Consider the following 25423-nt stretch of genomic DNA (forward strand, 5'->3'; position numbering starts at 1 on the left):
TGTCAACTGACTTGAGTCTGATCTTATCAACCCCGCCCGAGCCACCCGTATTCCGCTCTCAGCGACTCGAGGCGATAGTTTCGTGGGCATGCGCACCCTCTCCCGCCGCGCAGCGGCACTGACCATCCTGGCCACCCTGACCCTCACCGGCTGCGGCAGCAGCGACAGCTCCGACGGCGACTCGTCGAAGGACTCGAAGGAGTCGAGCAAGAGCTCTGAGACCCGCGGCTTCGACGCCGAGCCCGCCGACGGCGGCCGGATCAAGGGCACCGACTACACCTACTCCGTCCCGAAGGGCTGGGAGGTGCCCAAGAACAAGCCTGCCGGCTTCGACTTCGACAGCCTGGCCGTCGACAGCACCGACAAGGACGGCTTCTCCGACAACATCAACGTCCTGCGCCAGTCGCCCGCCCCGTCCGGCGTCACCACGGAGGAGCTCACCAAGAACCTGGGCTCCGAGCTGACGAAGCAGGGCGCGAGGGACGTCAAGACGCAGGAGCCGGTCACGATCGACGGCGAGTCCGCGACCCACATCTCCATGTCGCAGGAACTCAACGGCAACAAGAACCTGACCGAGCAGTACTACGTGCTGCGCAAGGGCGCCCTGTACGTCGTGACGTTCTCGCACAGCACCAGCGTGACGGAGGCGGACCGCGACGAGGTCGCGGGCTCGGTCCTCACCACGTGGAAGTGGTCGTGAGCCAGTCCCCCGACCCGGACGTCCTCGCGCGCACCATCCTCGGTGTGCTGTGGGAGACGACCGACCGCCAGGTGTCGCGCGAGATCGCGCACCTGGCGGACATCGCGGTCGACGCGAGTGACGACGGTACCCACGTCGCGCCGCCGGGACTGGCGATGCCGGCGTCCGGCTGCATCACCACGCACGTCACCGCGACGGCCCGGGACCACCCGGGAGTCGTCGAGGACATGCGCGTCGCGGTGTGGCCGGTGGCCGACGGCGGCGGCGACCCCGCGTTCGTCGTCACCCGGTCGGACACCGAGCTGACGCTGCCGGTCGCCCTCGCCGACGTCCACCCCGAGGTCACCGGCCACCTGCAGGCGCGGGTGAACGACTTCATCGCCGCGATCATCGCGCACATGGTGGCCGAGCTCGACGTCAAGATGCAGCGGACGCACATCCGTGAGTCGCAGGGCGATCTCGCGGAGTACACGGAGGACTGAGCTCCACCTCCGCACCCCAGACGACACCGGCGTCCCCACCCCTGAGGGTGAGGACGCCGGTGTCGTCGTGCCGCGTGGTCCGGTCAGGTCCGCGCGGGCTCCTTCGCGTCGCGCGTGCCGACCGAGTCGCCGGTGTGGCGGGCGAGCGACTCACCCTCGATGTCGAGGTTCGGCATCACCTTGTCGAGCCAGCGCGGCAGCCACCACATGCGGTCGCCCATGAGCGCCATGAACGCCGGGACGATCGTCATGCGGACCAGGAAGGCGTCCGCGAGCACGCCGACCGCCAGGCCGAAGCCGATCGACTTGATGATGATCTCGTCGCCCAGCGCGAAGCTGCCGAAGACGCCGATCATGATGGCCGCGGCCGCGGTCACCACGCGGGCGCCGTACTGGAAGCCCTGCACGACCGACTCCTTGGCCGAGCGGCCGTGGACGAACTCCTCCCGCATGCGGGACACGAGGAAGACCTCGTAGTCCATCGCCAGGCCGAACAGGATGCCGGTCAGCAGCAGCGGCAGCAGGAACAGCACGGGGCCGGACTTGTCGACGCCGATGAGGTCCGCGAACCAGCCCCACTGGAACACCGCCACCGTCGCGCCGAGCGAGACGCCGACCGAGAGCAGGAAGCCCAGGACCGCCTTGACGGGCACGAGGATCGAGCGGAACACGATCATCAGCAGGACGAACGCCAGGCCGACGACGACCAGCAGGTACTTCGGGAAGGCCTTCGCCAGCTCCTCGGAGATGTCGACGCCCACGGCGGTCTGGCCCGTGACGTAGACCGTCGCACCGGTGTCGGCCTCGACGGTGCGCACGGCCTCGCGCATGTCGTCGACGAGCGTCTGGGTCTCCGCATCCGAGGGTCCGCTCTTGGGGATCACGGTGATCGTGGCGTACTGCGCGTCCTTGAGCTGCGCGTCGTACGCAGCCACGGCCTTCTTGTCGGCCGGGTCGGGCGTCGGCGGGACGACCGCGGCGACGTCGTTCTTGATGCCCTGGACCTTCTGCGTGGCCAGGTCGACCGCCTTGGCCGGGTCCTCGGCCCCCTTGGTGTCCACGACGACGAGCAGCGGGCCGTTGGTGCCGGCGCCGAAGTTCTCCGCGATCTTGTCGTACGCCACGCGGGGACCGGAGCCCTCGGCGGCCGTGCCGTCGTCGGGCAGGGCGAGCTGCATCGAGGCGACGGGGATCGCGACGACACCCGCGACGACGAGTCCACCGACGAACGTCTTGACCCGGTGCTTGGTGATGAGGTCGGCCCAGCGGCGGCCCACCGTCTTGCCGGTCGTCTCGTCCTCGGGATCCGGCGCCTTGATGAACGGCACCTTGCCCCAGCCGGTCCTCTTGCGGGCGGCTCCGAGCAGGGCGGGGAGCAGGGTCAGGGCGATCAGGACCGAGACCGCGACGGTGGCGGCGGCAGCCAGACCCATCTGGGTCAGGAAGTTGATGTTGACGACCGACAGGCCGGCGAGCGCGATGACGACGGTCAGGCCGGCGAAGACCACGGCGGAGCCCGCGGTGCCGACGGCGCGTCCGGCAGCCTCCTCCTGGGAACGCCCGACGTGGATCTCGTGCCGGTAGCGCGAGGTGATGAACAGGGCGTAGTCGATGCCGACGGCCAGGCCCAGCATCAGGGCGAGCGTCGGGGTCGAGGAGCCCAGGTCGATGAAGCCGGTCGCGGTGGTGATGCCGGCGACGCCGATGCCGACGCCGATGATCGCCGTCACGAGCGGCATGCCGGCCAGGAGCAGCGATCCGAAGGTGATGAGCAGGACGATGACGGCGATCCCGACGCCGAGCAGCTCGGTGAGGCCCTGCTCGGGGATCTCCTGCAGCGCGTCGCCGCCGATCGCGACCTCCAGGCCCGCGTCCTTCGCGATCTCGGGCGACTTCTCCAGCGCCTCCTTGTCGGCGTCGCTGAGCTCGATGGACTGCTTCGCGTACGAGACCGTCGAGTACGCGGTGCGGCCGTCCTTCGACACCGTCCCGCTCGTGAACGGGTCGCTCGCGGCGACGACGTTCTTGGAGTCGATCGCAGCGAGCGACTCGGTGACGGCCTTCTTGTTGTCAGCGGACGTGAGCTTCTCGCCCTCCGGCGCCTGGAAGACGATGCGGGCCGTGGCGCCGTCGGGTGCCGCACCGGGCGTGCGGTCCTTGATCAGCTCGAACGCGTCGACCGACTCGATCCCGGGCAGCGTGAACGTGTCGGAGGTCTTGCCCGACAGGGTGCTCGCAGCGACCCCCATCAGCAGCAGCAGACCGATCCAGAACGAGATGACGATCCGACGGCGCCGGAACGACCAGCGCCCGAGCCGGTAGAGGTACCAAGCCATGAGTGTTCTTCCTTGTAGGTGTCGTGCAGGGTCAGTGGAGGCCGAGGGCGGGCAGGAGCGCGCCGTCGATGTAGCGGCGGAGGAAGTCCGGTGACGGCTCCTCCCCCTCGAGCAGGTGGTGCAGGACGATGGGAGCGATGAACACGTAGTCGACGAAGACCAGCCCCGGGCAGTCCGCGGCGACCTCCCCGCGCTCGACCGCGCGGGCGACGACCTCGCGGATGCGATCGCGGCCGGGTTCCAGGATCTTGCCGCGCACCGCCTCGGCGAGCTCCTTGTCGTCGCGGACCGCGTGCATGATGGCCGCGAGCATGTCGGCGTCGTGCTCCTGGCCCTCCTTGCGGTCGACCATCGCCAGGAAGTCGCCGCGGAGGGAGCCGGTGTCCGGGAGGTCCAGATCGGTCCCGCCGACGCACTGCAGGGCCTCGACGACGAGCGCCGACTTGCTGCCCCACTGGCGGTAGAGGGTGGCCTTGCTGGAGCGGGTGGCCTCCGCCACCTGGTCCATCGTCACGTTGTCGTAGCCGTGGTCGGCGACCAGCTGAAGCGTGCCTGCGTACAGCTCCTGCAGCCTCTCAGCGGTCAGACGGCTCATGCTTCTCCCCATGCGTACGAAACGGTTTCGTTTCGATGCTACGGGCGGCTTCCAAGGGCGACAATCGAGAACGCCGTGACCCTGCTCACCCGCCGTGTGCCCCGTGTCCGACCGGCCCGCTAGCCTCGCGCCATGCACCGGTTCGACGACGCTGAACGCCGCCGCCGTCTCGGCGTTCGGCACCGCCTGGCGCCCGGAGCTCGCGACGCGGACGTCGCCGCCGCGGCGGCCTCGGTCGTCGCGCTGCACGGCACCGATCCGGCCTCCACGTTCCTGGCCGCTCGGGCGCGCACCGACGGGGTGGAGGTCGCGGACGTCGAGCGAGCGCTGTACGACGACCGCTCCATCGTGCGGGTCCTGGCGATGCGGCGCACGGTGTTCGCGGTGCCGGTGCGCGACGTGCCGGTCGTGCGCGCGGGAGCCGGCGCCGACGTCGCCCGCGACGAACGCCGCAAGCTGCTGGTCCTGCTCGAGGCTGCTGGGGTCCGGGACGTCGAGCCGTGGCTGGGCGAGGTGGAACGGGTGGCCGTCGATCACGTGCGGGCCGCGGGCGAGGTGACGTCGGCCGAGCTCGCCGCGCTCGACGAACGACTCGCGACACGGGTCGTGCTCAGCGCGGGCTCCCGGTTCGAGACGACGCAGAAGATCGCGAGCCGGCTGCTGACGATCCTGTCCGCCGACGGCGGCGTGGTCCGCACCCGGCCGCGAGGGTCGTGGACGTCGAGCCAGTTCCGCTGGTCCACCCTCGACCTCTGGGCCCCTCAGGCGACGGCGACCATCGACCCGGTCGAGGCCGAGGCGACGCTGGCGCGGCTCTGGCTGGCCCGCTTCGGGCCGGCCTCGCCGGACGACCTCACGTGGTGGACAGGCTGGACCAAGACCCGCACCCGCCGGGCCCTGGCGGCCGCCGGAGCGGTCGAGGTCGACCTGGCAGGCGCGCCCGCGGTCGCCCTGCCCGACGATCTCGAGAGCACGCCCGACGTCGAGCCCTGGGGTGCGCTGCTGCCGGCGCTCGACCCCACGACGATGGGCTGGAAGCAGCGCGACTGGTACCTCGGCGAGCACGGCAAGGCGCTGTTCGACGTCAACGGCAACGCCGGACCGACGATCTGGTGGGACGGCCGCGTCGTCGGCGGGTGGGCCCACCTGCCGTCCGGTGACATCGCCATGACCCTGCTCGACGACGTGGGGGCCGAGGGGCGCACCGCCCTCGAGAACGAGGCCGACCGGCTCACGACGTGGATCGGCGACGTCCGCCTGACCGCCCGCTCCCGTGGCTACTCACCGGTCGAGAAGTCGCTCCTGGGTCGCACGGACGGCCGGGCCTGACCTGGCCCGCGCGGTCAGGGGGTCCAGGCGGGGTCACGCCCGATGAACGCGAGCAGCCGGTCCTGGGCCGAGGCGTCCGCCGGCACCGGTACCGCGGGGCCGTACTGGCCCGAGCTGCGCATCGCGTCCTCGATCGGGACCATCCCGGCCAGCAGCGCCTCGCAGACGGCGGGGTCAAGCGTGTCGTCCTGGCCGGTCGCCCGGGCCAGGTCCCAGGTGTGCATGAAGACGTCCGCGACGTAGAAGCTCTCGACGACCTCCCCGAGGACACGGGTCCCGGCGTGCGGGTGGCTGAACTCCTCGGCGGCGCGGGGCGACTCCAGCAGCGCCTGGACCGCGTCCGCATGGTGCCACCACGCCGCGGCCGGGTCGTCCTCGACGTCCGGTCCGGGCGGCAGGTCGACACCGCCACCGGACAGGAAGCCCGGGAGCCAGGAGGTCAGGTGCCCGACGACGTCGCGCGCCGTCCAGCCCTCGACCGGTGCCGGCACGTCCCACTCCTGCACGCCCGCCACCCGGTCGGAGAAGACGGCCGCGACCCGGCGGTGGGCGTCGGCGGGGGTGTCCATCTCGCCATTCTCGTGCGGTCGACGGAGCACGACAACCGCTCGGTCGAACGAGTTCCCAGCCGTCAGCCGTGAGGCGGTCGTCCGCCCAGCGACCGGCCCGGCTGTGCGTCGGCGGCTAGATTGAGATCGTGCCCGACTCCCCGACCCGCTCCTCCAAGGCTGAGCACACCCGGCAGTCGATCATCGACGCGGCGATGCAGCTGTTCCGCACGAACGGCTACGAGAAGGCCACGATGCGCGCGATCGCCGACAGGGCGGGGGTGTCGATCGGCAACGCCTACTACTACTTCTCCTCCAAGGAGCACCTGATCCAGGCGTACTACGACCGGATCAACGCCGAGCACGCCGCGGCTGCCTCGGAGGCGCTGGCCGGCGCCACGACGTTCGCGGACCGGCTGACGGGCGTTCTCCTGGCGTGGGTGGACGTCGCCGAGCCGTACCACGAGTTCGCGGGGAAGTTCTTCAAGACCGCGGCCGAGCCCACCAGCCCCCTCTCGCCGTTCAGCAGCGAGTCCGAGACCACCCGGCTGGCGTCGATCGACCTGTTCCGCGAGGTCGTGGAGGGCTCCGATCTCAAGCTCGCCAAGGCCCTGCGGACCGAGCTGCCCGAGCTGTTGTGGCTGACCCAGATGGGGGTCGTGCTGTTCTGGGTCCACGACTCCAGCGAGGACCAGCAGCGCACCCGTCAGCTGGTCCGTCAAGCAGTCCCGGTCGTCGACCGCGCGCTGCGACTCACCCGCCTGCCGGGCGTCAGCGGGCTCGTCGACGACGTCGTGGGCCTGGTCCGCACCCTCAGGCCGTCGGGCTGACCGTCATCGCGTGCCGGTCGCACATCGGCTCGCGAGCGACGCAGCCCTCGCACCGCACCATCTGGCGCACGCACGAGACGTCGCCGCAGTCCGCGACGTGGCTGGTGCCGGCGCCGCACGTGTCGCACGTGCCCACGAGGACCGGGTGGTCGGAGAAGGTCATCGAGATGCGGTCGTCGAAGACGTAGAGCGCGCCCTGCCACAGGCCGTCGTCCCCGTACGCCTCCCCGTACGTCGCGATGCCGCCGTCGAGCTGGTAGACCTCCTGGAACCCGCGCTTCTTCATCAGCGGGGTCAGCACCTCGCAGCGGATGCCTCCGGTGCAGTAGGTGACGACCGGCCGGTCCTTGAGGTGGTCGTACGCGCCGCTGTCGAGGGCCGCGATGAACTCACGCGTCGTCTCGACCGGCGGCCTGACCGCGCCGGCGAAGTGGCCGATGTCGGACTCGATCTGGTTGCGGCCGTCGAAGAAGACGACGTCCTTGCGCTCCACCAGCTCGTGCAGCTCCGCGGGGCTCAGGTGTGTCCCGCCGTCCACGACGCCGTGGTCGTCGACCTCCAGCTCGTCGGGCGCGCCGAACGTCACCAGCTCCTCGCGCACCCGCACGCTCAGACGGGGGAAGTCCGCGGTGGTGCCGTCCTCGAGGGCGCGACCCGCGCTCCACTTGAAGTCGATGTCCTTGAACGGCGCGTACGACCGGGTGCCCTTGACGTACTTCTTGAGCTGCACGACGTCCCCGCCGAGCGTCGCGTTGATGCCGTCCTTCGACACGATGATGCGCCCACGGATGCCGAGGGACTCGCACAGCGTGCGCTGCCACAGCCGGATCGCGTCGGGATCGGCGAGCGGCGCGAAGCCGTAGAAGAGCAGGACTTTGGGAGTGGCCACCTGTCGATTCTAGGAGGTGGCCGCGAGGGTCCACGCCACCCGCGCGTCCCCGTCCCACCGGCGCAGGCCGGCCATCGAGCCCACGAGCTCTCGCGGCCGGTCGGCCAGGAGGTCCAGGGCGAGGGCGAGCTGGTCCGTGGTGAACCGGCGCGCCAGCGTGACGTGGGGCGTCCATCCGTCCGGTGCGGTCGTCGAGGGCTGCTCCGGCAGACCGGCCATCGCCGCCGACACCCGCTCGTGGAGCGAGAGCAGTGCGGCGGACGGCACGACCGCACGCGCGAGGACGTGGCGGCGCCCGCTGAAGACCAGCCAGCCGCCGAGGCGGACGACCATGCCCACAGGCTCCGGCACCGCGCGCAACGCCTCCTCCGCGGCCGGGGTCACCGCACCCGCGAGACCGACCGTGACGTGCGGGACGTTCGACTGGCCGGGGTGCCGCGCCTGGCTCGGCAGGTCCGCAGCGAGAAGGAGGTCCCACTCCTCGCGCACGAGCCGTTCGAGTCCCGCGTCCAGGACGAGCTCGACCGACTGCACCATCGGTCTATCGTCGTGCACATGACGGAGCTGCACGAGCTGGACGCCACCGACCAGGCCGACCTCCTGCGGGACCGACAGGTCTCGTCGGTCGAGCTGGTGCAGCACCACCTCGACCGGATCGACCGGCACGGCGCCGCGCTGGGTGCGTTCGTCACCGTGACCGCCGAGCAGGCGCTGGCTGCGGCAGCCGCGGCCGACACCTCGATCGCGTCCGGCGCGGCCCCGCCGTTCGCGGGGGTGCCGACCGCGATCAAGGACCTCACGCCGACCGCGGGCGTCCCGACGTCGATGGGCTCGGCGGCGATGCGGGGGTTCGTCCCGGACGTGGACGCGTACGTCGTCGACCTCGTCCGGCGGGCCGGGTTCATCAGCCTGGGCAAGACCAACACCCCCGAGTTCGGTCTGTCGTCGTACACCGACAACGACATCGTGGGCCCGGCCCGCACGCCGTGGGACCTGACCCGCAACGCGGGCGGGTCGAGCGGAGGCGCCGCGGCCGCCGTCTCGGCCGGGCTCGTGCCCCTGGCCCAGGGCAGCGACGGCGGCGGCTCGATCCGCATCCCGGCCAGCTCGTGCGGCATCTTCGGGTTCAAGCCGAGCCGGGGACGGGTCAGCGCCGGCCCGACCGGCTCGGACTGGAGCGGTCTCGGGGTGGACGGGCCACTCACCCGGACCGTCCGAGACGCCGCTGCGCTCCTCGACGCGATGGCGCACGCGATGCCCGGTGACGTGCGCCCCCTGCCGGACCCCGACGTCCCGTTCGCCGAGCGCGTACGACGCGAGCCCGGACGGCTGCGGATCGCCCGGTGGTCGGGCACGCACCTCGACGGCATCGAGCCGAGTACAGACGCCGTCGCCGCCTGGGAAGGGGCCGGAACCCTGCTGGAGTCGCTCGGCCACGAGCTCGTCGACATCGCGAACCCGTTCCCGCAGGCACTCGAGCCGCAGTTCAACGTCATCTGGTCCAGCGGCATCGCAGGTGCGCCCATCCCCGCGGAGGCCGAGCCGCTGCTGCGCGCCAACACCCGCTACTGGCGCGAGCGCGGCAGCCGGGCCTCTGCCGTCGAGCTGGCCACGGCCATACAGTTCCTCGAGGCGACGACTCGCGAAGTCATCACCGGGCTGCAGCCGTTCGACGCCTTCCTCACCCCGACCCTGGCCCTGCCGCCGCAGCCGCTCGAATGGTTCAACGAGTCGGGTGACCCGGTCGAGGACCACCACCGGGAGCTGCTCTACACGCCGTACACGGGGCTCTACAACATGAGCGGCCAACCGGCGGCGACTCTCCCGCTGCACTGGTCCGAGGACGGCCTCCCGATCGGGGTGATGCTCGCGGCACACCCCGGACGGGACGGCCTGCTCTTCAGCCTCTGCGCCCAGGTCGAGGCGGCCGCGCCGTGGGCGGGTCGTCGACCGCCGGGGTTCTGACCCGGGGCCGGACATGCCGGTGGGCCGCCGGACCCGTGGTCAGGCGGCTCGGCGGTAGCCGGTTCGTCGTCGACGGCGGACCGGGCGCTGGTACCGATCCGCAAACACGAACCCGCCGACCGCGTCACCGCTGATGTGCAGCAGCCCGCGGTGCACCAGGTGATGGCAGCGGACGCACAGCCCGACGAGCTGGTCGAGATCGGTTGAGCCACCGAGGGACCACCAGACGCTGTGGTGGACTTCTAGGTGGGTGTGGTTGCAGCCGGGTGCGGCGCAGATGCCCTTCTGTCGGGCCAGGACTGCTTTGCGCTGCTTGAGGTTCGGTTCGTACTTGGTCCGCCCGACGTTCAGGACCTGGTCCTGGTCGCGGACGAAACCGGTGATCCCGGACATGCAGAACAGGAACATCAACAAGTGGGGGCCGATCGCACCGTGACCGGCGAGGGTGGCCGGCTCGGTGACCGGCATCGGGTCCGGCACCCGGTGGGGGTGCTCGGTGTCCTGCCGCACGCGTTCGGCCGCTGCCTCGACGGTCTCAGCGTCGACGAACACCGACATGTGCGGGCGCACGCCCTTGTCGGATGGCAGCCCGTTTCCGAGGATCGAGGACAGCAGGTCGTCCAGGCCCTGCACCCGTCGCTGGGCGCCGGTGCGGGTGTCCTCCGCATCGTGGGGTGCGGAGACGGAGTCGAGCACCTTCTTGAGCTTCAGCCCGGTCAGCGTGTTGAGGAATCCGCTGACGTGCCACCCCTCGGGCAGGGCGTCGACGGCGAAGTCCTCCTTCTCCATCCCGCCCCGCCACGCGTCGTCCAGGTCTTCGGGATGGGTGCGGTCCTTGAGTCGCTTGACCGCGTCGAACAGCTCGTCCGGGTCCCGCTCACAGGCGATCGTGACCAGTGCTTCCTCGTACTCCCGCATCGGCTCCAACCCGACGTGGGCGAGTCCGTAGACGAACACCTGCACGTGAGCGGCACTGATCCGACCCGTCGTGGCAGCTTCAGCCACCAAAGGCAGGTCCCGGAGCGCGTTCACGTTGCGCACCAGCCGGGTCGCCTGGCCGGCGTTGAGCCGCAGCTGGTTGCGCACCCACGTGTTCAACGTCGACGCTCCGTCCAGCTCGAACTCCCTTGCGGCCTGGAGCTCGGCCAGCAGCACCGCCTTCGCCGCGTCCAACGCGTCCTGAGCAGCCTGCACCGCGTGGAGCTTCTCGCGGGTGTCACCCGACGAGAGCGCCTGCGCGGCGGTGCGCATCGCGTCGATCGTGGGCTCCGGATCCATACCCTCAATCTACTCGAACAGGTGTTCGAGCACAAGACTTCGTCAGCACTTTTTCATTGATATCACAGGAATTATCACGTGTCCGACCGTCGTGCCATGATGGACTCGCGAGCACCGTCCGAGGCCCACGAGGCCGCGCCGGGACCGCTCGTCACAGACCGGCGGGTAGGTGCTGCCGGACCCGGTCGATGTCGTCGGCGGACGGCAGCGCGTCGGTGACCTTGGTGATGCTGGCCCCGATGTCGACCGAGCCGACGGGCACCGCACCGGATGCCACCAGCTCGTCGACCACTGCGGCGACCTCCTCGTCGGTCAGCCGACGACGCAGCAGGGCGAGCAGCGGGACGTAGTCCTGCGGGGGGACGCCCTGCGGGTAGCCCTCGCGCAGCCAGCCCACGACCGACTCCAGGAACGACGGTCTCGTCATTTCTCCTCCGCCCCCAGGACGTACCACCCGGTGTGGTGCCCGATGAAGTCCCGGGCGACGAACAGGACGCCGAGGACGACGGCCGCGGCGACCGTCGCGAAGCACAGGTACGCCACCGCCGTCACCAACGGCCGGCGGTCCCCGGCCAGGTGCTGGCCACGCACCGTCCCCGCGCCGACCGCCTGCGCGCGCACCCCCGCCGCGAACAGGGTCGGCAGTCCGGCCCCCGCGACGATCCCGAAGACCAGCACCTTGAGCAGCGCTCCGACGTCCAGCCAACCATCCATGTCCGTGCCTCTCAGTTCTGTGCGCCGACGGTGGCGGCCCGTCGCCGGGTCGACGCGTCGTCCCACTCGTCGTTCACGTTGTCGTGGTCCACCGCGTCGGCGCGCGACCTCAGCCAGATCAGGGCGGCGACGGCCAGCATGGCGACGAAGACCACCAGCACGCCGGCGAGGCCGCCCACGCCTGCCGTGACGCCGTACGCGCCGGCACCGACCAGCGCTGCCGCCGGGAGCGTCACGACCCACGCGGCGACCATCCGCAGGGCGACCCGCCAGCGGACCTCGGCGCCCGGCTTCCCGAGACCGGCACCGAGGATCGATCCGGTCGCGACGTGGGTCGTGGACAGCGAGAAGCCGAAGTGGCTGGCGAGGAGGATGATCGCAGCCGACGAGCTCTCGGCAGCCATGCCCTGCGGCGACTTGATCTCGATGAGGCCCTTGCCGAGGGTGCGGATGATGCGCCAGCCACCGAGGTACGTCCCGAGCGCGATCGCGGTGGCGCACGAGACGATGACCCAGGCCGGCGGCAGGCTCTCGTCGGCGCTGACACTGCCGTACGAGATCAGCGCGAGGAAGATGATGCCCATCGTCTTCTGCGCGTCGTTCGTGCCGTGCGCGAGCGACACGAGTGACGCCGAACCGATCTGCCCGATGCGGAACCCGCGATCGGTGCTGCGCTCGGGGACCCCCGGGTCACGCGGTAGACCGACCACGTCCCGAGTGTCGCGACCACGCCGGCGATGACGGGTGACAGCACGGCCGGCAGGACCACGTTCGAGACGACGCCCTTCCACTCCACGCCGCTCGAGCCGGCCGCGGCGAGCATCGCGCCGATGACGCCGCCGATCAGGGCGTGCGACGAGCTCGACGGGATGCCCAGCAACCAGGTCAGCAGGTTCCAGGTGATCCCGCCCACGAGACCCGCGAAGACGATCTCGAGCGTCACCAGGTTCGCGTCGACGAGGCCCTTGGCGATCGTCGCGGCGACGGCGGTCGAGAGGAAGGCCCCGACGAGGTTGAGCACGGCGCTGAGCGTCACGGCCGTCTTCGGTCCCAGGGCGCCGGTGGCGATGGACGTCGCCATGGCGTTGCCGGTGTCGTGGAACCCGTTGGTGAAGTCGAAGGCCAGTGCCGTCGCCACCACGAGGATCAGGATGATGAGGGACTCGGTCACTCTCCTACGGTGAGCCCCGGCCGGTCCCCCGTCGAGGGTCCGGACCGGGTGTTCAGCCGATGTTCACCCGTCGACCTCGGTGGCGGCTCAGTCGCGCGCGGTCATGATGATCGGGTCACCCTCGGTGATCGCGATCGTGTGCTCGACGTGCGCGCCGCGGGAGCCGTCGGCGCTGCGGATGGTCCAGCCGTCCTCGTCCATGCGGATCTCGTCCGTGGTGTGCAGGAACCACGGCTCGATCGCGATGACGAGACCCGGCTTGAGGGGCAGGCCGCGGCCGGCCCTGCCGTCGTTCGCGATGTGCGGGTCGCCGTGCATCGTCCGGCCGACCCCGTGACCACCGAACTGGGTGTTGATCTTCAGACCGTGCGAACGTCCCACGGCGCCGATCGCGGCGGAGATGTCGCCGACGCGGTTGCCCGGGCGTGCCACGGCGATCGCGGCGTCGAGCGCCTCCTGCGCGTTGTCGATCAGGCGCACGTCCTCCTCACGGGGGGTGCCGACGACGACGCTGACCGCCGAGTCGCAGACCCAGCCGTTCAGGGACGCCGCGAAGTCGAGGCTCACGAGGTCGCCGTCACGCAGCTTGTAGCGGTGGGGCAGACCGTGGAGCACCGCGTCGTTGACCGACGTGCACAGCACCTTGCCGAACGGCATCGCACCGAACGACGGGTGGTAGTCGATGTAGCAGGACTCCGCGCCGGCGTCGCGGATCATGTCGTGGGCGAGGGCGTCGAGGTCGAGCAGGTCGACGCCGACGGCCGCCTTCTCCGAGAGCGCGGCGAGGACGGAGGCCACGAACCGACCGGCCGGGCGCATCTCGTCCAGCTGGGCGGGGGTGAGCAGCTCGATCATCGGGGGGCCTCCTGCGAACGGGACATGGCGATCTGTGAGACGACGACCGCAGCGACGGTCGCGAGGGTGCCGACGAGCGCCATGGGTGCGCTGCCGTAGACCTCGCCGCTGCCGCCGGTGCTGACGGCCGCGACGAGCGCCGCCCCGCCCAGCAGGCCAAGAAGCATCGCGCAGATCGTGTGGACGGTGTTGCGGTGCGACCACGCTGCGTACGTGATGACGGCGACGACGAGGGCGGCCACGACGAGCGCGATCCGCAGACCGGTCGTCCAGTCCGCGAGCTCGCCGGCGGTGCGGACGCTGTCGATCACGTAGACCAGCACCACCACGGCCTCGGCGATCACCAGTGCCGCCATTGCCCGTGCGTTCTTCACGACGAACACCCCTTCCAAGTCATCGACCAGCCTACGCGGGGCGCGGCTGCGGCCGCCGACGGGAACAGGACGCCGGGTCCGCCACCCGTCGACGAGGGACCGTCAGCCGCCCAGCGACGTGCGGAAGCGCTGCATCCCGGAGATCCAGTGGTCGGTGTCCGCGGCCTTGCGGGCGTACATCGTGCCGACCTCGGGGTGCGGCAGCGCGAAGAAGCGTCCGGCCTCGACGGCGTCGAGCACGGCGTCCGCCACGGCGAGCGCGGTCACCGGCTCTCCCGCGCTGACGACCGAGCGCATCCCCAAGGACGCGTCGGCGTCCGTCGTGGTCGTGCCCTCGGAGAGCATGTCGGTGCGCACCCCCATCGGGCACGCGCACACCACCTGCAGTCCACGGTCCCCGTACGTCGCGGCGAGCCACTCGGCGAACCCGACCGCCGCGTGCTTCGTGGTCGCGTAGGTCGGGGAGCCGAGCTGCGTCAGCAGGCCCGCCGCCGACGCCGTGCTGACGAAGCAGCCTCCCATGCCGCCGGCCGCGGCGCGCTCGATCCAGCCGGGCACGAGCGCCCGCGCCGCCAGGACGTGGGAGCGGACGTTGACGTCCCACGACAGCGCCCACTCGTCGTCGGTCGCGTCCAGGCCGAAGCCCGTGAACACGCCGGCGTTGGCGAAGAACGCGTCGACCTCACCGCCGGCGGCGGCCAGCGCGGCCACGTGGTCGGCGTCGGAGGCGTCCCCGGCGACGTGCGAGACACGTCCCGGGTGGTCGCGGTCCAGCCGTGCGGCCGTCTGCTCGAGGCGGGACGCGTCCAGGTCGCCGATGACGACCGTGGCGCCCCGCTCGAGCAGGCGCTGGGCCAGGGCCTCACCGATGCCGCTCGCGGCGCCGGTGACGACCGCGACCGCGCCGTCGACGTCGAGGGTCACTTGTACTTCTTGATCTCGGCGCGGGCCAGGGCGTTCTTGTGCACCTCGTCCGGACCGTCGGCGAAGCGCAGGGTGCGCATCCCGGCGAACCACTCGGCCAGCGGGAAGTCCTGGGACAGGCCGCCCGCGCCGTGCACCTGGATCGCCTTGTCGAGGATCCACTCGACGGTCTGCGGCGTCGCGATCTTGATGGCCTGGATCTCGGTGTGCGCCGCCTTGTTGCCGGCGGTGTCCATCAACCACGCGGCCTTCAGCGTCAGCAGGCGCAGCTGCTCGATCTTGACCCGCGACTCCGCGATCCAGTCCCGGACGACACCCTGGTCGGCGATCGGCTTGCCGAACGCGACGCGCTCGAGGGCCCGGCGGCTCATCATCTCCACCGCGCGCTCGGCGATGCCCAGCGAGCGCATGCAGTGGTGGATGCGCCCGGGTCCGAGGCGGGCCTGCGCGATCGCGAAGCCTTCGCCCTCGCCGGCGATCAGGTTCGACGCGGGCACACGGACGTCGGTGAAGCGCATCTCGGCGTGCCCACCGTGGTCGCGGTCGTGGTAGCCGAAGACGTGCATGCCGCGGATGATCTCGAGTCCGGGGGTGTCCCGCTCGACCAGGATCATCGACTGCTGGCGGTGCCGGTCGGCGTCCGGGTCGGTCTTGCCCATGACGATGAAGATCTTGCAGTCCGGGTTCATCGCGCCGGTGATCCACCACTTGCGGCCGTTGATGACGTAGTCGTCGCCGTCACGGACGATGCTGAGCTCGATGTTGGTGGCGTCCGAGGACGCGACCTGCGGCTCGGTCATCGCGAACGCGGACCGGATGTCGCCCGCGAGCAACGGCTCGAGCCACCTCTTCTTCTGCTCGTCGGTGCCGAACATGCTCAGCACCTCCATGTTGCCGGTGTCGGGCGCGGCGCAGTTGAAGACCGCCGGGGCCATCTGGATGCTGCGGCCGGTGATCTCGGCGATCGGGGCGTACTGCAGGTTCGTCAGGCCCGCGCCGTTCTCGCTCGGGTCGAAGAAGTTCCACAGCCCCTGGGCCTTGGCCTTCGCGCGCAGCTCCATGACGATCGGCGGGAACGTCCAGCGGTCGTTCGCGACGTTCTCCTCGATCTGCTGCTTCAAGATCCCCTCGGCCGGGTAGACCTCGGCGTCCATGAACGCCTCGACCTTCGCGACGAGGTCCAGGGTCTTCTCGTCGTGTCCGAACTGCATCTCACTCACCTGCCATGACGTAGACGACCTCGGCGATGCAGACGGGCTTGTCGGCGCCCTCACGCTCGACCACGAAGCTGATCACCAGCTGGGTGCCGATCGCGATGTCCTTCGTCTCCAGCAGCGTGGCGGTCGCACGGAGGCGGGAGTCGACCGGGACGGGGCTGGGGAAGCGCACCTTGTTCGCGCCGTAGTTCATGCCGAACGCCAGGCCCTCGATCGAGTAGATCTGCTGGGCGAGGACGGGCAGCAGCGACAGGGTCAGGTAGCCGTGGGCGATCGTCCCGCCGAAGGGACCCTGTGCCGCACGCTCGGGATCGACGTGGATCCACTGGTGGTCTCCGGTCGCGTCGGCGAACGTGTTGATCTGCTCCTGGGTGACCGTGAGCCAGCCGCTGGTCCCGATCTCCTCTCCGGCGGCGGCCTTGAATTCTTCGAGACTGGCGAACACACGGGGCATGGAGTGACCTCACTGCAGGACGGGGGTACGGGGTAAGCGCTTGCTTAGTCCGCACCCTAGCCGTCGGGCCGTCCGCACGCCAGAGGTCAGATGAGGTGGACGACCACAGGGACAGCCCCCAGCGCCGCGGCCAGCACCGTCGCGGCGCGGTCCAGACCGCTCCAGGACGCGGGCTCGGCCCAGGTCCGGTCGTGGGCGGTCGCGAAGCCCCGGGCATCCATCGCGATCGACGAGGCGGATGCACCGCGCAGCGCCTGCACGAGCAGCGCGAAGGACATGTCGGCGATGTAGGGCCCGTTCGCCAGGGGGTTGCGCCGGGCGCCGAACCCGCGGGCGCGCCGGACCCGGTCGAGCTGCTGCCACGCGAGGTGGAAGCCGAGGAATCGCTGCAGCGCCGCCGAGAACGCCGCGACCATTCGGGCCGGCAGCCGCAGGGACTGCGCGAGGTAGTCACCCAACCGGGCCGGGTCGAGATAGCCCAGCATCACCGAGCCGGGCCAGGCCAGCACCAGGATCCGCAGACCGGCCGTGATGGCCTCCGGCACGTCCCGACCGCCGAGCCGCCAGGTCGAGTACACGATCGTGACGGCGGCGACCGCGGACAGGAGCAGGCACAGCAACGGGTAGCGCCACGACGGCAGGAACAGCACGGCTGCGAGCGCGTAGGCTCCGACGGCCCAGGCAGCCGTCGTCAGATCGCGGACGAACAGCGAGCCGATCAGCGAGAACAGGCCGAACGAGAAGAGCACCAGCGGATTGAGCCGCATCACGAGCCTTCTCACCGCAGGACCCCCGCGGCCAGGGCGATGTCGACGTCGCGGCGCAGGTCGGCGTCATGCGTGGACACCACGACCGTGGCGCCCGCGAGCCGGGTCGCCTCGACCCAGCCGGCGACAGCTGCCCACGTCGAGGGATCCTGGCCGACCGTCGGCTCGTCGAGCAGCACGAGGCCCGGACGGTGCGCGAGCCCGGCCGCGATCGCGAGCCGCCGCTGCTCGCCGCCGGAGAGCCGATAGGGATTGCTCGGGGCGAACCGCCCCAGGCCGAAGACGTCCAGGATGCCGGCGACGTCGACCTCCCGCTCGAGGCGCCGCGACGACCGGCTCACCTCCTCGGCGACGGTGCGCGCGAGGAAGCCGTGCTCGGGATTCTGCGGGACCCACCCGGCGACTGCCGCGAGGGCGCGTGACCTCATCGCCCGCAGGCGCGGCGTCACGGTGCCCTCGCTCACCGGGATCAGTCCTCCCACGACGCCGACAGCAGTCGACTTGCCCGCACCGCTGGGGCCCGTGAACGCGGACACCTGGCCTGGCCGGACGGTCGCGTCCAGCCCCTCCAGCGCACGGGTGCGCTGGACACCTCGCAAGGTCCGCAGCACGAGGTCGACGGCCACCTTGTCGAGGACGACCTCGGGCCCCGCGCCCACGGGTGCGACGAGCTCGGCCGGGACGTCGAGCGGGACCGGGGCGGTCATGCCGGGAGTCCACACGCCGGCCGGCGGGGGGCCGGTCACGAACGACGCCACGTCCCCGTCGGCCACGACCTGGCCGTCCGCGGAAAGCACGACGACCCGGTCGACGTGCTCCAGCCACGGGCCGATGCGGTGCTCGACCACGATCATCGTGCGGCCCCGGGACGCCGACACGATCGCGTCGCGCACGGTCGCGGCCGTCGCGGCGTCGAGCATGGCGGTCGGCTCGTCCAGCAGCATCACGTCGGGCTCCAGCGCCAGCACGCCGGCCAGCGCGAGTCGCTGCTGCTCCCCGCCGGACAGGGCGCCCGTCGGGTGCTGGCGACCGTGGCGCAGACCGACGGCCTCGATCGCGTGGTCGACCCGGCGCCAGATCTCCTCGCGCCCGACCCGCAGGTTCTCCAGCCCGAAGGCGACGTCGCGGCCGATCTGCTCGGCCACCACCGCGTCGGCGGGATTCTGCAGGAGCAGGCCGATGCGACCGTCGACCGCGGCCGAGCCGGTCAGCTCGCCCGCGATCGTCGCACCCAGCGCACCGGCCAGCCCCAGCAGCATCGTGGACTTGCCCGACCCGCTCGGGCCGACGAGCAGCACGCGCTCGCCGGCACCGATCGTCAGGTCGAGGCCCGCGACGACCGGCTCACGGCGACCGAGCGGGCGCCAGGTGAAGCCGTCGAACCGGACGTCTCCGCGCACCTAGACCTCGACGGCCTGCTCGCGGCCGGCCCCGAACGCATCGAGGACGCCGGTGGCCGCGAGGGCCCGGACCAGCGCGAAGCCGCCCACGCCGGCGATGACGATGCCCGAGACCACGAAGAAGCCGAGGTGCGCGAACTTGTAGGGCCAGTCCCAGTCCGGGTAGTACGAGGACCACTCGTAGACCGCCTCGAAGCCGGCCGCGACCGCACCGGCCAGCGCCGCGACGACCAGGCCGAACCGGCGGTAGAAGAACAGCAGGAACACCAGCTCGGCGCCGAGCCCCTGCCAGAAGCCCGAGGCCAGGGTACTGAATCCCCACTGGCTGCCGCCGATGACGACGGTCGAGACCGCCGCGGCGATCAGCTCGGTCGCGAAGGCCGCGCCGGGCTTGCGGACCACCAGGCCGCCGACGACACCCGCCGTCAGCCAGACACCTGCCAGCAGCGCCGAGCTGGGCGGGTAGCCGAAGACCGCCAGGTCGCTGAGCGGTTCGTAGGCCTTGTTCCACCCCCAGAAGATGACGCCGAAGGCGACTCCCAAGGTGGCGACGGTGACCAGGTCGATCGTGCGATACCGCACGGTGAACCCGGATGTGGACGTGGTTGCAGAACTCATCGTGACTCCCTTCGCCGGTACTAACCGGTGCAGGTTCAAGGGTCTGCGGCTGATCCGCACTCTCAGCGCCCTCTGCTCAGGCGCTCCCCTGTCGTGTGGTTCGAGACTACCGCGGATCGCGCGCCGCCGCGGGTCGTGTCAGCGACCGGTCAGCCGGTCACCCACCCGGGCCAGCCGGCTCGGGCGGGACAGTCCGCGGTCCTCACGGCGATCGGCCTCCCGGTACAGCCCGTACATCGCCCGCACGCCGAGCCACCGCAGCGGCTCGGGCTCCCACCGCCGGACCGACCGGTCGACCCAGGGCAGTGCGGTGAGGTCGGACTCGCGGCCGAGCACGAGGTCCGCGAGCGTCCGGCCCGCGAGGTGCGTCGTGGTGAGGCCGCTGCCGACGTAGCCGCCGGCCGATCCCAGGCCGGTCGACGGGTCGTACGAGACGCTCGCGCACCAGTCGCGCGGCACGCCCAGCACCCCGCACCACGCGTGGTCGACGGCCGCGCGACCGGCTGCCGGGAACATGCCGCGCAGGATCTTGGTCAGCGACTCGACGGTCCACTCCTGCGTCCGCCCGTCGACGTCGGTGCGCGACGCGTACCGGTAGGGGATGCCGCGGCCGCCCAGGGCGATCCGCCCGTCGGCGGTGCGCTGGGCGTAGCAGTAGGCGTTCGCGGAGTCACCGATCAGCTCGGCCCCGGTCCAGCCGATCTCGTCCCACACCGCGTCCGGCAGCGGCTCGGTCACGATCATGGCCGAGTTCATCGGCAGCCACGTGCGGCGCTGGCCGCGGACGCTCGCGGTGTAGCCCTCGAGGCAGCGCAGGATCCTCGCCGCGCGCACCGTCCCGCGGTCCGTCGTGACCGCGCCCGGGTCGATCCGGGTGGCACGGGTCCCCTCCAGGATCCGCACGCCCCGCCGTTCGGCCGCCGCCGCGATGCCCGCGACGAGCTTCGCGGGCTGCACCCGCGCGCAGTGGGGGCTGAACGTGGCACCGACCGCCCGCTCGACACGCACGCGCTCGCCGAGCTCGGCGGCTCCCAGCTCGACGCGGTGGGCGGCGCCGACGCCCCACCGGGCATCACTCTCCAGGCCTTCGCGCAGGCGGACGAGCTGCGCCGGTGACCGGGCCACGTAGAGCACCCCGTCCTTCACGATGTCGGCGTCGATGCCCTCGGTCCGGCACACCTCGATGACGTCGTCGACCGCCCGCTCCATCGCGCCGACGAGCGCGCGGACCCCCCGTGCGCCGTGCGTCGCGGCGTATCTCTCCTTGCTCCCGGACAGCTCCGCCGAGAGCCAGCCGCCGTTGCGTCCGGACGCGCCGTAGCCGGCGAACTCGGCCTCGAGCACCACGATGTCGAGCGTGGGGTCGAGCCCGGCGAGGGTGTACGCGGTCCAGAGCCCGCTCAGCCCGCCGCCGACGACGCAGACGTCGCACGTCAGGTCGCCGTCGAGCCCGGCGCGCGGCTCGGGTCGGCCGATCTGCTCCCACCAGAACGAGACGCCGCCGTTGATCACGTCCACATGGTGCCACCGGGGCGGGGCACCGGGTTAGCGTGAGGACATGAGCACCGCAGAGGACTTCCTGCTGCTGACGACCGACCCCGCGACCGGCAGGTCGGCGCTCGGGTCGAGCCAGTCGGACGCCGTGATGGGCGGCGCCTTCCTCATCGACCTGGTCGCTGCCGGACGGCTCGCGCTCGTCGGTCAGGGATGGCGGGCCCGTGTGTCCGTCGTGGACCGGACCCCGCTCGGCGACCCGTTGCTGCAGGGCGCGTTCGCGAGGGTCCAGGACCGGAAGGCCCAGACCCCCCAGAACATGGTCGCGCGCCTGGGCCGCAAGGGACGCCAACGGACGTACGACGCGCTGATCGCGAAGGGCGCCGTCTCGCCCCGTCAGGAGCGGGTCCTGGGGCTGTTCCCGGTCACCCGGCACGACGTCCTCGCCGTGGGCCGGCGCGACGAGCTGACCGCCCGCGTCCGGGCCACGCTGCTGCACGGGCAGGCGCCCGACGCGGAGATCGGTCCGCTCATCGGTCTGCTCTCGGCCTCGTCGCTGACGAAGGTCGTCGTGGACAAGCCCGACCGCGCACTGGCCAAGGCTCGCGCCAAAGCCGTCGCGGAGGGCGACTGGGCCAGCGAGGGCGTGCGCAAGTCCATCCAGGCCGCCCAGGGGGCGATCACGGCCGCGGTCGTCGCGGCGTCCGTGGCCGGCGGTTCCGGCTCGAGCTGACCCGACGCACGAACGGGGAGGGACCCGAAGGCCCCTCCCCGTCGCGTTCCGGTGCTCGACTACTTGGTGATCTTCACCGCCTTGACGGGGCTGGTGACCTTGCCGTAGTTGCCGTTGCCGGAGTAGACCGACTTGATCCGCGCGGTGCCCTTCTTGGTCACCTTGACCTTCGTGCTCACGACACCCTTGCTCGACGCCGACAGGGTCAGCGTGCGCTTCAGGACGTAGGAGCCGCCGGGCTTCTTGACGTAGACCTTGACCGTGCCGGTCGGGTAGGTGCCCGCCGTCGCGCCACGGACGTACGACGTGACCTTGAAGTTCTTGCCCTTCTTGGCCTTGCTGCCCGGGACCGAGGTCTTGGCCGTCGTGGCCTTCTTCTTCACGACGTGCTTCGCCGTGGCGACACCGCTCGGATCGACCTTGTCGGTGCCGTTGAAGACCGCCTTGACGTCGTACGTCCCGGCGTTCAGCGTCTTCGGCAGCGAGAACGTCGCCGTGTCGGCGTCGCCCAGCTTCACCGTGACCGACGTGCTGCCGTACGAGACGGTGACCGTCCCGCCGTCACCGTTCGCGACCGCCACCGAGCCCTTGACACCCGTGCCGTACACCGAGGTGTCCGCGGCGAGGATCAGGGCGATGCCCGACTTGCCCTTCGTCAGCGTGAGGCCGACGACGTTGGACTCCGACCGCTGGGCCGAGGCCGTCTGGCCGAAGACCGCGGTGAAGGAGTGCTCGCCGGCCTTGAAGCCCGCGGGGACCTCGAGGGTGGCCGAGCCGGCCTTGACGTCCGCGGTGCCGAGCGACGAGTCGCCGTCGAAGAACTCGACGGTCCCAGCCGTGTCGGCGCCCGTGACGGTCGCGGTCAGCGTGGCGCTCTCGTTGATCTCCGGGATCTCCGGGGACAGCGCGAGCGTCGTCGCCGTGGCGTTGAGCACCGCGACCGAGCCCGTGGAGGTGAACCCGGTGCCCGAGCCGACCGCCGTGACGGCCGCCTCGCCGAGCGCCGCGTCCGCCGGCAGCGTCGCCGTGAGGACGACCGTGCCGCTCGCGTCGGCCAGCGCCGAGCCGAGGCTCATGGTGCCGATGGCGAAGGCCACGGACTCGCCCGAGCGGTAGCCCGAGGCCGTGAACGTCACCTGGTCACCCGGTGCCGGCGTCTCGTCACTGACCGTGACCGAACCGGTCGTCGCCGAGGCGGCGAGCTCGGCGCACGCATCACCCTGCACGCCGGCCGCGGGCAGTGCCACGGCCGAGCCGGTCACGCCGTCGTCCTCGCGGACCACGAGGTTGCCGAGCGCCTTGGAGCCCATGACGGCGCCCGAGGTGTTGATGACGGACGTCTTGATCACGGTGCTGTCGGTCGTGCTCGGCAGCTTGTCACCGAGGATCGGCGACGAGACGACCTTGCAGGTCTCGCCCGGGGCGAACGTGACCTTCTCCATCGTGATGCCGCCGCGGCCGGTGGCCGACCCGAGGGTCGACACGTAGCCGGTGACCGACGACGACGCCTTCTTGTCCAGGTACACCGCGATGTCGGCGGTGCCCGGGGCGTTGCCCTCGGCGACCGTCGGGGCGAGGACGTTGATCGTCGGCTCGGTCTTGACCGCCGGCGTTCCCACCGAGGACGACTCGAACGCGAGGTCCGAGAGGTAGACCGCACCGGTCGGGGTCGCGTCGGCACCCGTGGCCGCGGCGAACCGCACCTCGCGGATGTCGGACAGGTCGAGACCGGCGTCCTTGAGTGCGGACGTCGGCACGTCGACCTGCTGCAGCACGAGCTTCTTGAGCAGGGCCGACGTCCCCGACGCGGGCAGTCGGTTGACCGCCAGCGGGTTGAGCGCCGAGACCTTCGAGCTGTACGTCGCGCCCTCGCCGTCGATGACGCTGAGGGTCAGGTCGGTGCCGGTCGTGACGGACTCGTCGGCAGCGATCTTGACCGACAGACGCTCCGCGGTGCCCGCGTTGCGCGCCTTGGCCGGCACGCCGACCCGCAGCTCGCTGGGCGTCTGCCCCGCGCTGAGGGCCGTCCACGCCAGCTTCGTGACCGGCGTCGCCGGCACGTTGCCACCGTTGCTCGCCGGCGTCCAGTGCGGAGCCGCCGAGGTGTTGATGGACGTCGTGCAGGTGGGCAGCGCCTGCGGGACGGTACGACCGGCCGCGCTGGCGCACACCGTGGCCGTGGCCGAGCCGACCGGACGGACCAGCGAGCTGGTCGACTCGAACGACGTGATCGTCGTGCGGGCCGACGAGGGAGCCGTCGACACGCTGCGGACGTCCTCGCCGTTCAGCACGGCCGGGACCGCGCCCGAGCCGTCGAACATCGGCAGGAACTGCTTCTCGCCGCCGAGCGTCATGCGGAACCAGCCGGCCATGTACGCGGTGCCCATGTCGTACTGCTCCTGGGCGGTCATGCGGATGTTGGTCGCCCCACGGGGGCCACAGACGGCGTCGGTCGAGGTCGCGCCCCAGTCGTCGCTGACGGAGTAGCCGTACACGCCCGGCGTCCAGACCGTGTTGAAGAAGTTGTGGTTGGCGCCCATGGCCCACACCCCGCTGCGCAGCGAGTCGTCGTCGAACGCGTAGCGCGAGTCGTCGAGCATGTGCTGGCCCTGCTGGTTGGAGACGTCGCCGTCGCAGTAGGGCAGGATCACGTTCATCGCGACGTTCGGGACCGTCATGCGGGCGAAGTCGACCGGCGCGAGGGGCAGGATCGTCTTGATGCCCCACGGCTTGTCGAGCGCCTGGTTGAGGGTCGCCGCCGAGGTGACGCCCTCGCCGCCGCGCGAGTGGCCCATCATGCCGACGTTCGTCAGGTCGAAACGACCGACGAGATCGGCCGGGCTCATCGGCTGCGTCGCCTCCGTCAGGCCCGGCAGCGGCTGCTGGTCGGCCAGCGCGTCGGCCAGGGTGACGTCCTTGTTGGTCTGCGCGTCGAAGTAGCTGACCGACTGACCCTTGCCCGCCTTGTCGAGCATCGTCAGCGTGTCGAGCAGGAGCTGCCCGCGCGCCTGGGCGCCCTGGTCGAGCGCGAGCTGGTTGTCGTTGGAGTTGATCGCGTTGGCGGCGATCGAGACGACCGCGTAGCCGTGGCTGGCCAGCGCGCGGGCGGTGCCGTCGTAGCCGGCGAAGCTCGGGACGTTGATCTGTCCGGGGTTGCAGGGCCAGCGCGTCGCGGGCGTCACGCCGGTGCTGCACGAGGTGTGGCGGCCGTGCAGCAGCAGGACGGTCGGGCGTGCTCCACCGGTCTTGGGCAGGTAGATCTTGCCCTGCATCTCACCCTTGATGCCGCCGATCCCGGCCAGGTCGATGGACTGGGCGCCGAAGTTGTAGACCGACTCGGTGATGTCGTACGTGCCGGTCGACGCGGGGTTCGCGTCGAGCTCCTCGGCCTCGGCGGCGAGCGGTGCGGCGTTCGCGGCAGCGGCCAGACGGGCGGCGATGCCCGTGGGCGGCTTGCTGAACCAGCCGGCCTCGACGTCATCGGCCTTGGCCACGCCGGGATCGGTCGTGAACACCGAGAGGCTCTTGCCGTCGGCCGCCTCGGTCGCGATGCCGATGGACCTGCCGTCGACCTCGATCGTCGGCGCGTCGGAGACCATCGGCAGCTTCTTGTCGAGGTCGACCGTGACGAGGTAGCCGCCGGGGGCCTGCGAGACCGCCCAGTCCGGGCCCGAGGCGAGCTCGGCATCCGCGGCGGACGCGCTGGTGGGCAGGGAGACCAGAGGAAGGGTCACGAGGGCGGCGGTGGCC

At 71.3% G+C, this 25423-nt stretch carries 24 protein-coding genes, 1 pseudogene and 1 riboswitch; of the genes and pseudogenes, 6 read left to right on the top strand and 19 right to left on the bottom strand.

Annotated elements, in window-relative coordinates; all coding sequences use genetic code 11:
- Nucleotides 1-88 precede the first annotated feature (88 nt).
- Together C3E78_RS16940 and C3E78_RS16945 are read left to right on the top strand one after the other, a co-directional pair.
- Complete coding sequence (locus C3E78_RS16940) at nt 89-700, top strand: hypothetical protein (RefSeq protein ID WP_108580440.1); 612 nt, start codon at nt 89-91, stop codon at nt 698-700.
- Complete coding sequence (locus C3E78_RS16945) at nt 697-1182, top strand: hypothetical protein (RefSeq protein ID WP_135804967.1); 486 nt, start codon at nt 697-699, stop codon at nt 1180-1182. The genes C3E78_RS16940 and C3E78_RS16945 overlap by 4 nt, the downstream gene beginning before the upstream one ends.
- 83 nt (nt 1183-1265) lie before the next feature.
- Here C3E78_RS16945 and C3E78_RS16950 read toward each other — a convergent pair whose 3' ends face one another.
- Nucleotides 1266-3518 (bottom strand): MMPL family transporter, encoded by a 2253-nt coding sequence (locus tag C3E78_RS16950; protein WP_108580444.1) that lies wholly within the window; start codon nt 3516-3518, stop codon nt 1266-1268.
- Nucleotides 3519-3549: 31 nt separating this feature from the next.
- Nucleotides 3550-4113 (bottom strand): TetR/AcrR family transcriptional regulator, encoded by a 564-nt coding sequence (locus tag C3E78_RS16955; protein ID WP_159085933.1) that lies wholly within the window; start codon nt 4111-4113, stop codon nt 3550-3552.
- A 132-nt stretch (nt 4114-4245) separates the two neighbouring features.
- Between C3E78_RS16955 and C3E78_RS16960 the strand changes: the two genes are divergently transcribed.
- Complete coding sequence (locus C3E78_RS16960; protein ID WP_108580448.1) at nt 4246-5442, top strand: winged helix DNA-binding domain-containing protein; 1197 nt, start codon at nt 4246-4248, stop codon at nt 5440-5442.
- Between the two features lie 14 nt (nt 5443-5456).
- On the opposite strand, the gene C3E78_RS16965 is transcribed toward C3E78_RS16960, so the two are convergent.
- Entirely contained in the window at nt 5457-6011 is a 555-nt protein-coding gene (locus C3E78_RS16965; protein ID WP_108580450.1) for a TIGR03086 family metal-binding protein, read from the bottom strand.
- Between the two features lie 128 nt (nt 6012-6139).
- On the opposite strand from C3E78_RS16965, the gene C3E78_RS16970 reads away from it, so the two are divergent.
- Nucleotides 6140-6820 carry a TetR/AcrR family transcriptional regulator gene (locus C3E78_RS16970; protein ID WP_199906860.1) on the top strand — a complete coding sequence of 227 codons (681 nt, stop codon included), beginning with the start codon at nt 6140-6142 and terminating at the stop codon, nt 6818-6820.
- Here C3E78_RS16970 and trhO read toward each other — a convergent pair.
- Together trhO and C3E78_RS16980 are read right to left on the bottom strand one after the other, a co-directional pair.
- Nucleotides 6804-7709 carry an oxygen-dependent tRNA uridine(34) hydroxylase TrhO gene (gene trhO, locus C3E78_RS16975; RefSeq protein ID WP_108580452.1) on the bottom strand — a complete coding sequence of 302 codons (906 nt, stop codon included), beginning with the start codon at nt 7707-7709 and terminating at the stop codon, nt 6804-6806. The two genes, C3E78_RS16970 and trhO, sit on opposite strands and share 17 nt — an antisense overlap.
- A 9-nt stretch (nt 7710-7718) precedes the next feature.
- Entirely contained in the window at nt 7719-8246 is a 528-nt protein-coding gene (locus C3E78_RS16980; RefSeq protein WP_108580453.1) for a 2'-5' RNA ligase family protein, read from the bottom strand.
- 18 nt (nt 8247-8264) lie between these two features.
- On the opposite strand from C3E78_RS16980, the gene C3E78_RS16985 reads away from it, so the two are divergent.
- Nucleotides 8265-9674: an amidase gene (locus C3E78_RS16985; RefSeq protein ID WP_108580947.1), complete on the top strand. Its 1410-nt coding sequence runs from the start codon at nt 8265-8267 to the stop codon at nt 9672-9674.
- A gap of 39 nt (nt 9675-9713) precedes the next feature.
- Here the strand turns inward: C3E78_RS16985 and C3E78_RS16990 are convergent, their stop codons facing one another.
- The 13 genes and pseudogenes from C3E78_RS16990 to C3E78_RS17050 form a co-directional block, all read right to left on the bottom strand.
- On the bottom strand, nt 9714-10952 hold the full coding sequence (locus C3E78_RS16990) for an HNH endonuclease (RefSeq protein WP_108580455.1): 1239 nt from the start codon (nt 10950-10952) through the stop codon (nt 9714-9716).
- A 151-nt stretch (nt 10953-11103) separates the two neighbouring features.
- A complete protein-coding gene (locus C3E78_RS16995; RefSeq protein ID WP_108580457.1) occupies nt 11104-11379 on the bottom strand; it encodes a DUF3349 domain-containing protein in 276 nt (91 codons plus the stop codon).
- The gene (locus C3E78_RS17000; RefSeq protein ID WP_108580459.1) at nt 11376-11666 is read right to left on the bottom strand and encodes a hypothetical protein; all 291 of its coding nucleotides are present in this window, start codon (nt 11664-11666) and stop codon (nt 11376-11378) included. The genes C3E78_RS16995 and C3E78_RS17000 overlap by 4 nt, the downstream gene beginning before the upstream one ends.
- Nucleotides 11667-11677: 11 nt before the next feature.
- Nucleotides 11678-12837: pseudogene (locus C3E78_RS17005) on the bottom strand (inorganic phosphate transporter).
- Nucleotides 12838-12924: 87 nt separating this feature from the next.
- Entirely contained in the window at nt 12925-13692 is a 768-nt protein-coding gene (map, locus tag C3E78_RS17010) for a type I methionyl aminopeptidase (protein WP_108580461.1), read from the bottom strand.
- The gene (locus tag C3E78_RS17015; protein ID WP_135804938.1) at nt 13689-14066 is read right to left on the bottom strand and encodes a hypothetical protein; all 378 of its coding nucleotides are present in this window, start codon (nt 14064-14066) and stop codon (nt 13689-13691) included. The genes map and C3E78_RS17015 overlap by 4 nt, the downstream gene beginning before the upstream one ends.
- A gap of 102 nt (nt 14067-14168) precedes the next feature.
- Nucleotides 14169-14990 carry an SDR family oxidoreductase gene (locus C3E78_RS17020; protein ID WP_108580465.1) on the bottom strand — a complete coding sequence of 274 codons (822 nt, stop codon included), beginning with the start codon at nt 14988-14990 and terminating at the stop codon, nt 14169-14171.
- Nucleotides 14987-16201, bottom strand: a complete 1215-nt coding sequence (locus tag C3E78_RS17025; protein WP_108580467.1) for an acyl-CoA dehydrogenase family protein — start codon at nt 16199-16201, stop codon at nt 14987-14989. The genes C3E78_RS17020 and C3E78_RS17025 overlap by 4 nt, the downstream gene beginning before the upstream one ends.
- 1 nt (nt 16202) lies before the next feature.
- Nucleotides 16203-16661, bottom strand: coding sequence for a MaoC family dehydratase (locus C3E78_RS17030; protein ID WP_108580469.1), 459 nt, complete (start codon nt 16659-16661; stop codon nt 16203-16205).
- Between the two features lie 86 nt (nt 16662-16747).
- A complete protein-coding gene (locus tag C3E78_RS17035; protein ID WP_108580471.1) occupies nt 16748-17428 on the bottom strand; it encodes an energy-coupling factor transporter transmembrane component T family protein in 681 nt (226 codons plus the stop codon).
- 11 nt (nt 17429-17439) lie between these two features.
- A complete protein-coding gene (locus C3E78_RS17040; protein ID WP_108580473.1) occupies nt 17440-18828 on the bottom strand; it encodes an ABC transporter ATP-binding protein in 1389 nt (462 codons plus the stop codon).
- A complete protein-coding gene (locus C3E78_RS17045; RefSeq protein WP_108580475.1) occupies nt 18829-19446 on the bottom strand; it encodes an ECF transporter S component in 618 nt (205 codons plus the stop codon).
- Nucleotides 19436-19546, bottom strand: a riboswitch (TPP riboswitch). (Overlaps the previous gene by 11 nt.)
- A 38-nt stretch (nt 19547-19584) precedes the next feature.
- A complete protein-coding gene (locus C3E78_RS17050; protein ID WP_235833789.1) occupies nt 19585-20958 on the bottom strand; it encodes an NAD(P)/FAD-dependent oxidoreductase in 1374 nt (457 codons plus the stop codon).
- A gap of 46 nt (nt 20959-21004) precedes the next feature.
- On the opposite strand from C3E78_RS17050, the gene C3E78_RS17055 reads away from it, so the two are divergent.
- Nucleotides 21005-21673, top strand: a complete 669-nt coding sequence (locus tag C3E78_RS17055; protein WP_108580479.1) for a GOLPH3/VPS74 family protein — start codon at nt 21005-21007, stop codon at nt 21671-21673.
- 59 nt (nt 21674-21732) lie between these two features.
- On the opposite strand, the gene C3E78_RS17060 is transcribed toward C3E78_RS17055, so the two are convergent.
- Complete coding sequence (locus C3E78_RS17060) at nt 21733-25407, bottom strand: Ig-like domain-containing protein (RefSeq protein ID WP_108580481.1); 3675 nt, start codon at nt 25405-25407, stop codon at nt 21733-21735.
- Nucleotides 25408-25423 lie beyond the last annotated feature (16 nt).

The sequence above is a fragment of the Aeromicrobium chenweiae genome, assembly GCF_003065605.1.
Classification (GTDB): domain Bacteria; phylum Actinomycetota; class Actinomycetes; order Propionibacteriales; family Nocardioidaceae; genus Aeromicrobium; species Aeromicrobium chenweiae.

Excerpts from the sequence above, each read along its gene's own strand:
- C3E78_RS16940 (WP_108580440.1), top strand. The coding sequence starts at position 89 with ATGCGCACCCTCTCCCGCCGCGCAGCGGCACTGACCATCCTGGCCACC.
- C3E78_RS16950 (WP_108580444.1), bottom strand. The coding sequence starts at position 3,518 with ATGGCTTGGTACCTCTACCGGCTCGGGCGCTGGTCGTTCCGGCGCCGT.
- C3E78_RS16955 (WP_159085933.1), bottom strand. The coding sequence starts at position 4,113 with ATGAGCCGTCTGACCGCTGAGAGGCTGCAGGAGCTGTACGCAGGCACG.
- C3E78_RS16960 (WP_108580448.1), top strand. The coding sequence starts at position 4,246 with ATGCACCGGTTCGACGACGCTGAACGCCGCCGCCGTCTCGGCGTTCGG.
- C3E78_RS16965 (WP_108580450.1), bottom strand. The coding sequence starts at position 6,011 with ATGGACACCCCCGCCGACGCCCACCGCCGGGTCGCGGCCGTCTTCTCC.
- C3E78_RS16980 (WP_108580453.1), bottom strand. The coding sequence starts at position 8,246 with ATGGTGCAGTCGGTCGAGCTCGTCCTGGACGCGGGACTCGAACGGCTC.
- C3E78_RS16985 (WP_108580947.1), top strand. The coding sequence starts at position 8,265 with ATGACGGAGCTGCACGAGCTGGACGCCACCGACCAGGCCGACCTCCTG.
- C3E78_RS16990 (WP_108580455.1), bottom strand. The coding sequence starts at position 10,952 with ATGGATCCGGAGCCCACGATCGACGCGATGCGCACCGCCGCGCAGGCG.
- C3E78_RS16995 (WP_108580457.1), bottom strand. The coding sequence starts at position 11,379 with ATGACGAGACCGTCGTTCCTGGAGTCGGTCGTGGGCTGGCTGCGCGAG.
- C3E78_RS17000 (WP_108580459.1), bottom strand. The coding sequence starts at position 11,666 with ATGGATGGTTGGCTGGACGTCGGAGCGCTGCTCAAGGTGCTGGTCTTC.
- map (WP_108580461.1), bottom strand. The coding sequence starts at position 13,692 with ATGATCGAGCTGCTCACCCCCGCCCAGCTGGACGAGATGCGCCCGGCC.
- C3E78_RS17025 (WP_108580467.1), bottom strand. The coding sequence starts at position 16,201 with ATGCAGTTCGGACACGACGAGAAGACCCTGGACCTCGTCGCGAAGGTC.
- C3E78_RS17030 (WP_108580469.1), bottom strand. The coding sequence starts at position 16,661 with ATGCCCCGTGTGTTCGCCAGTCTCGAAGAATTCAAGGCCGCCGCCGGA.
- C3E78_RS17035 (WP_108580471.1), bottom strand. The coding sequence starts at position 17,428 with ATGCGGCTCAATCCGCTGGTGCTCTTCTCGTTCGGCCTGTTCTCGCTG.
- C3E78_RS17045 (WP_108580475.1), bottom strand. The coding sequence starts at position 19,446 with ATGAGTTCTGCAACCACGTCCACATCCGGGTTCACCGTGCGGTATCGC.
- C3E78_RS17055 (WP_108580479.1), top strand. The coding sequence starts at position 21,005 with ATGAGCACCGCAGAGGACTTCCTGCTGCTGACGACCGACCCCGCGACC.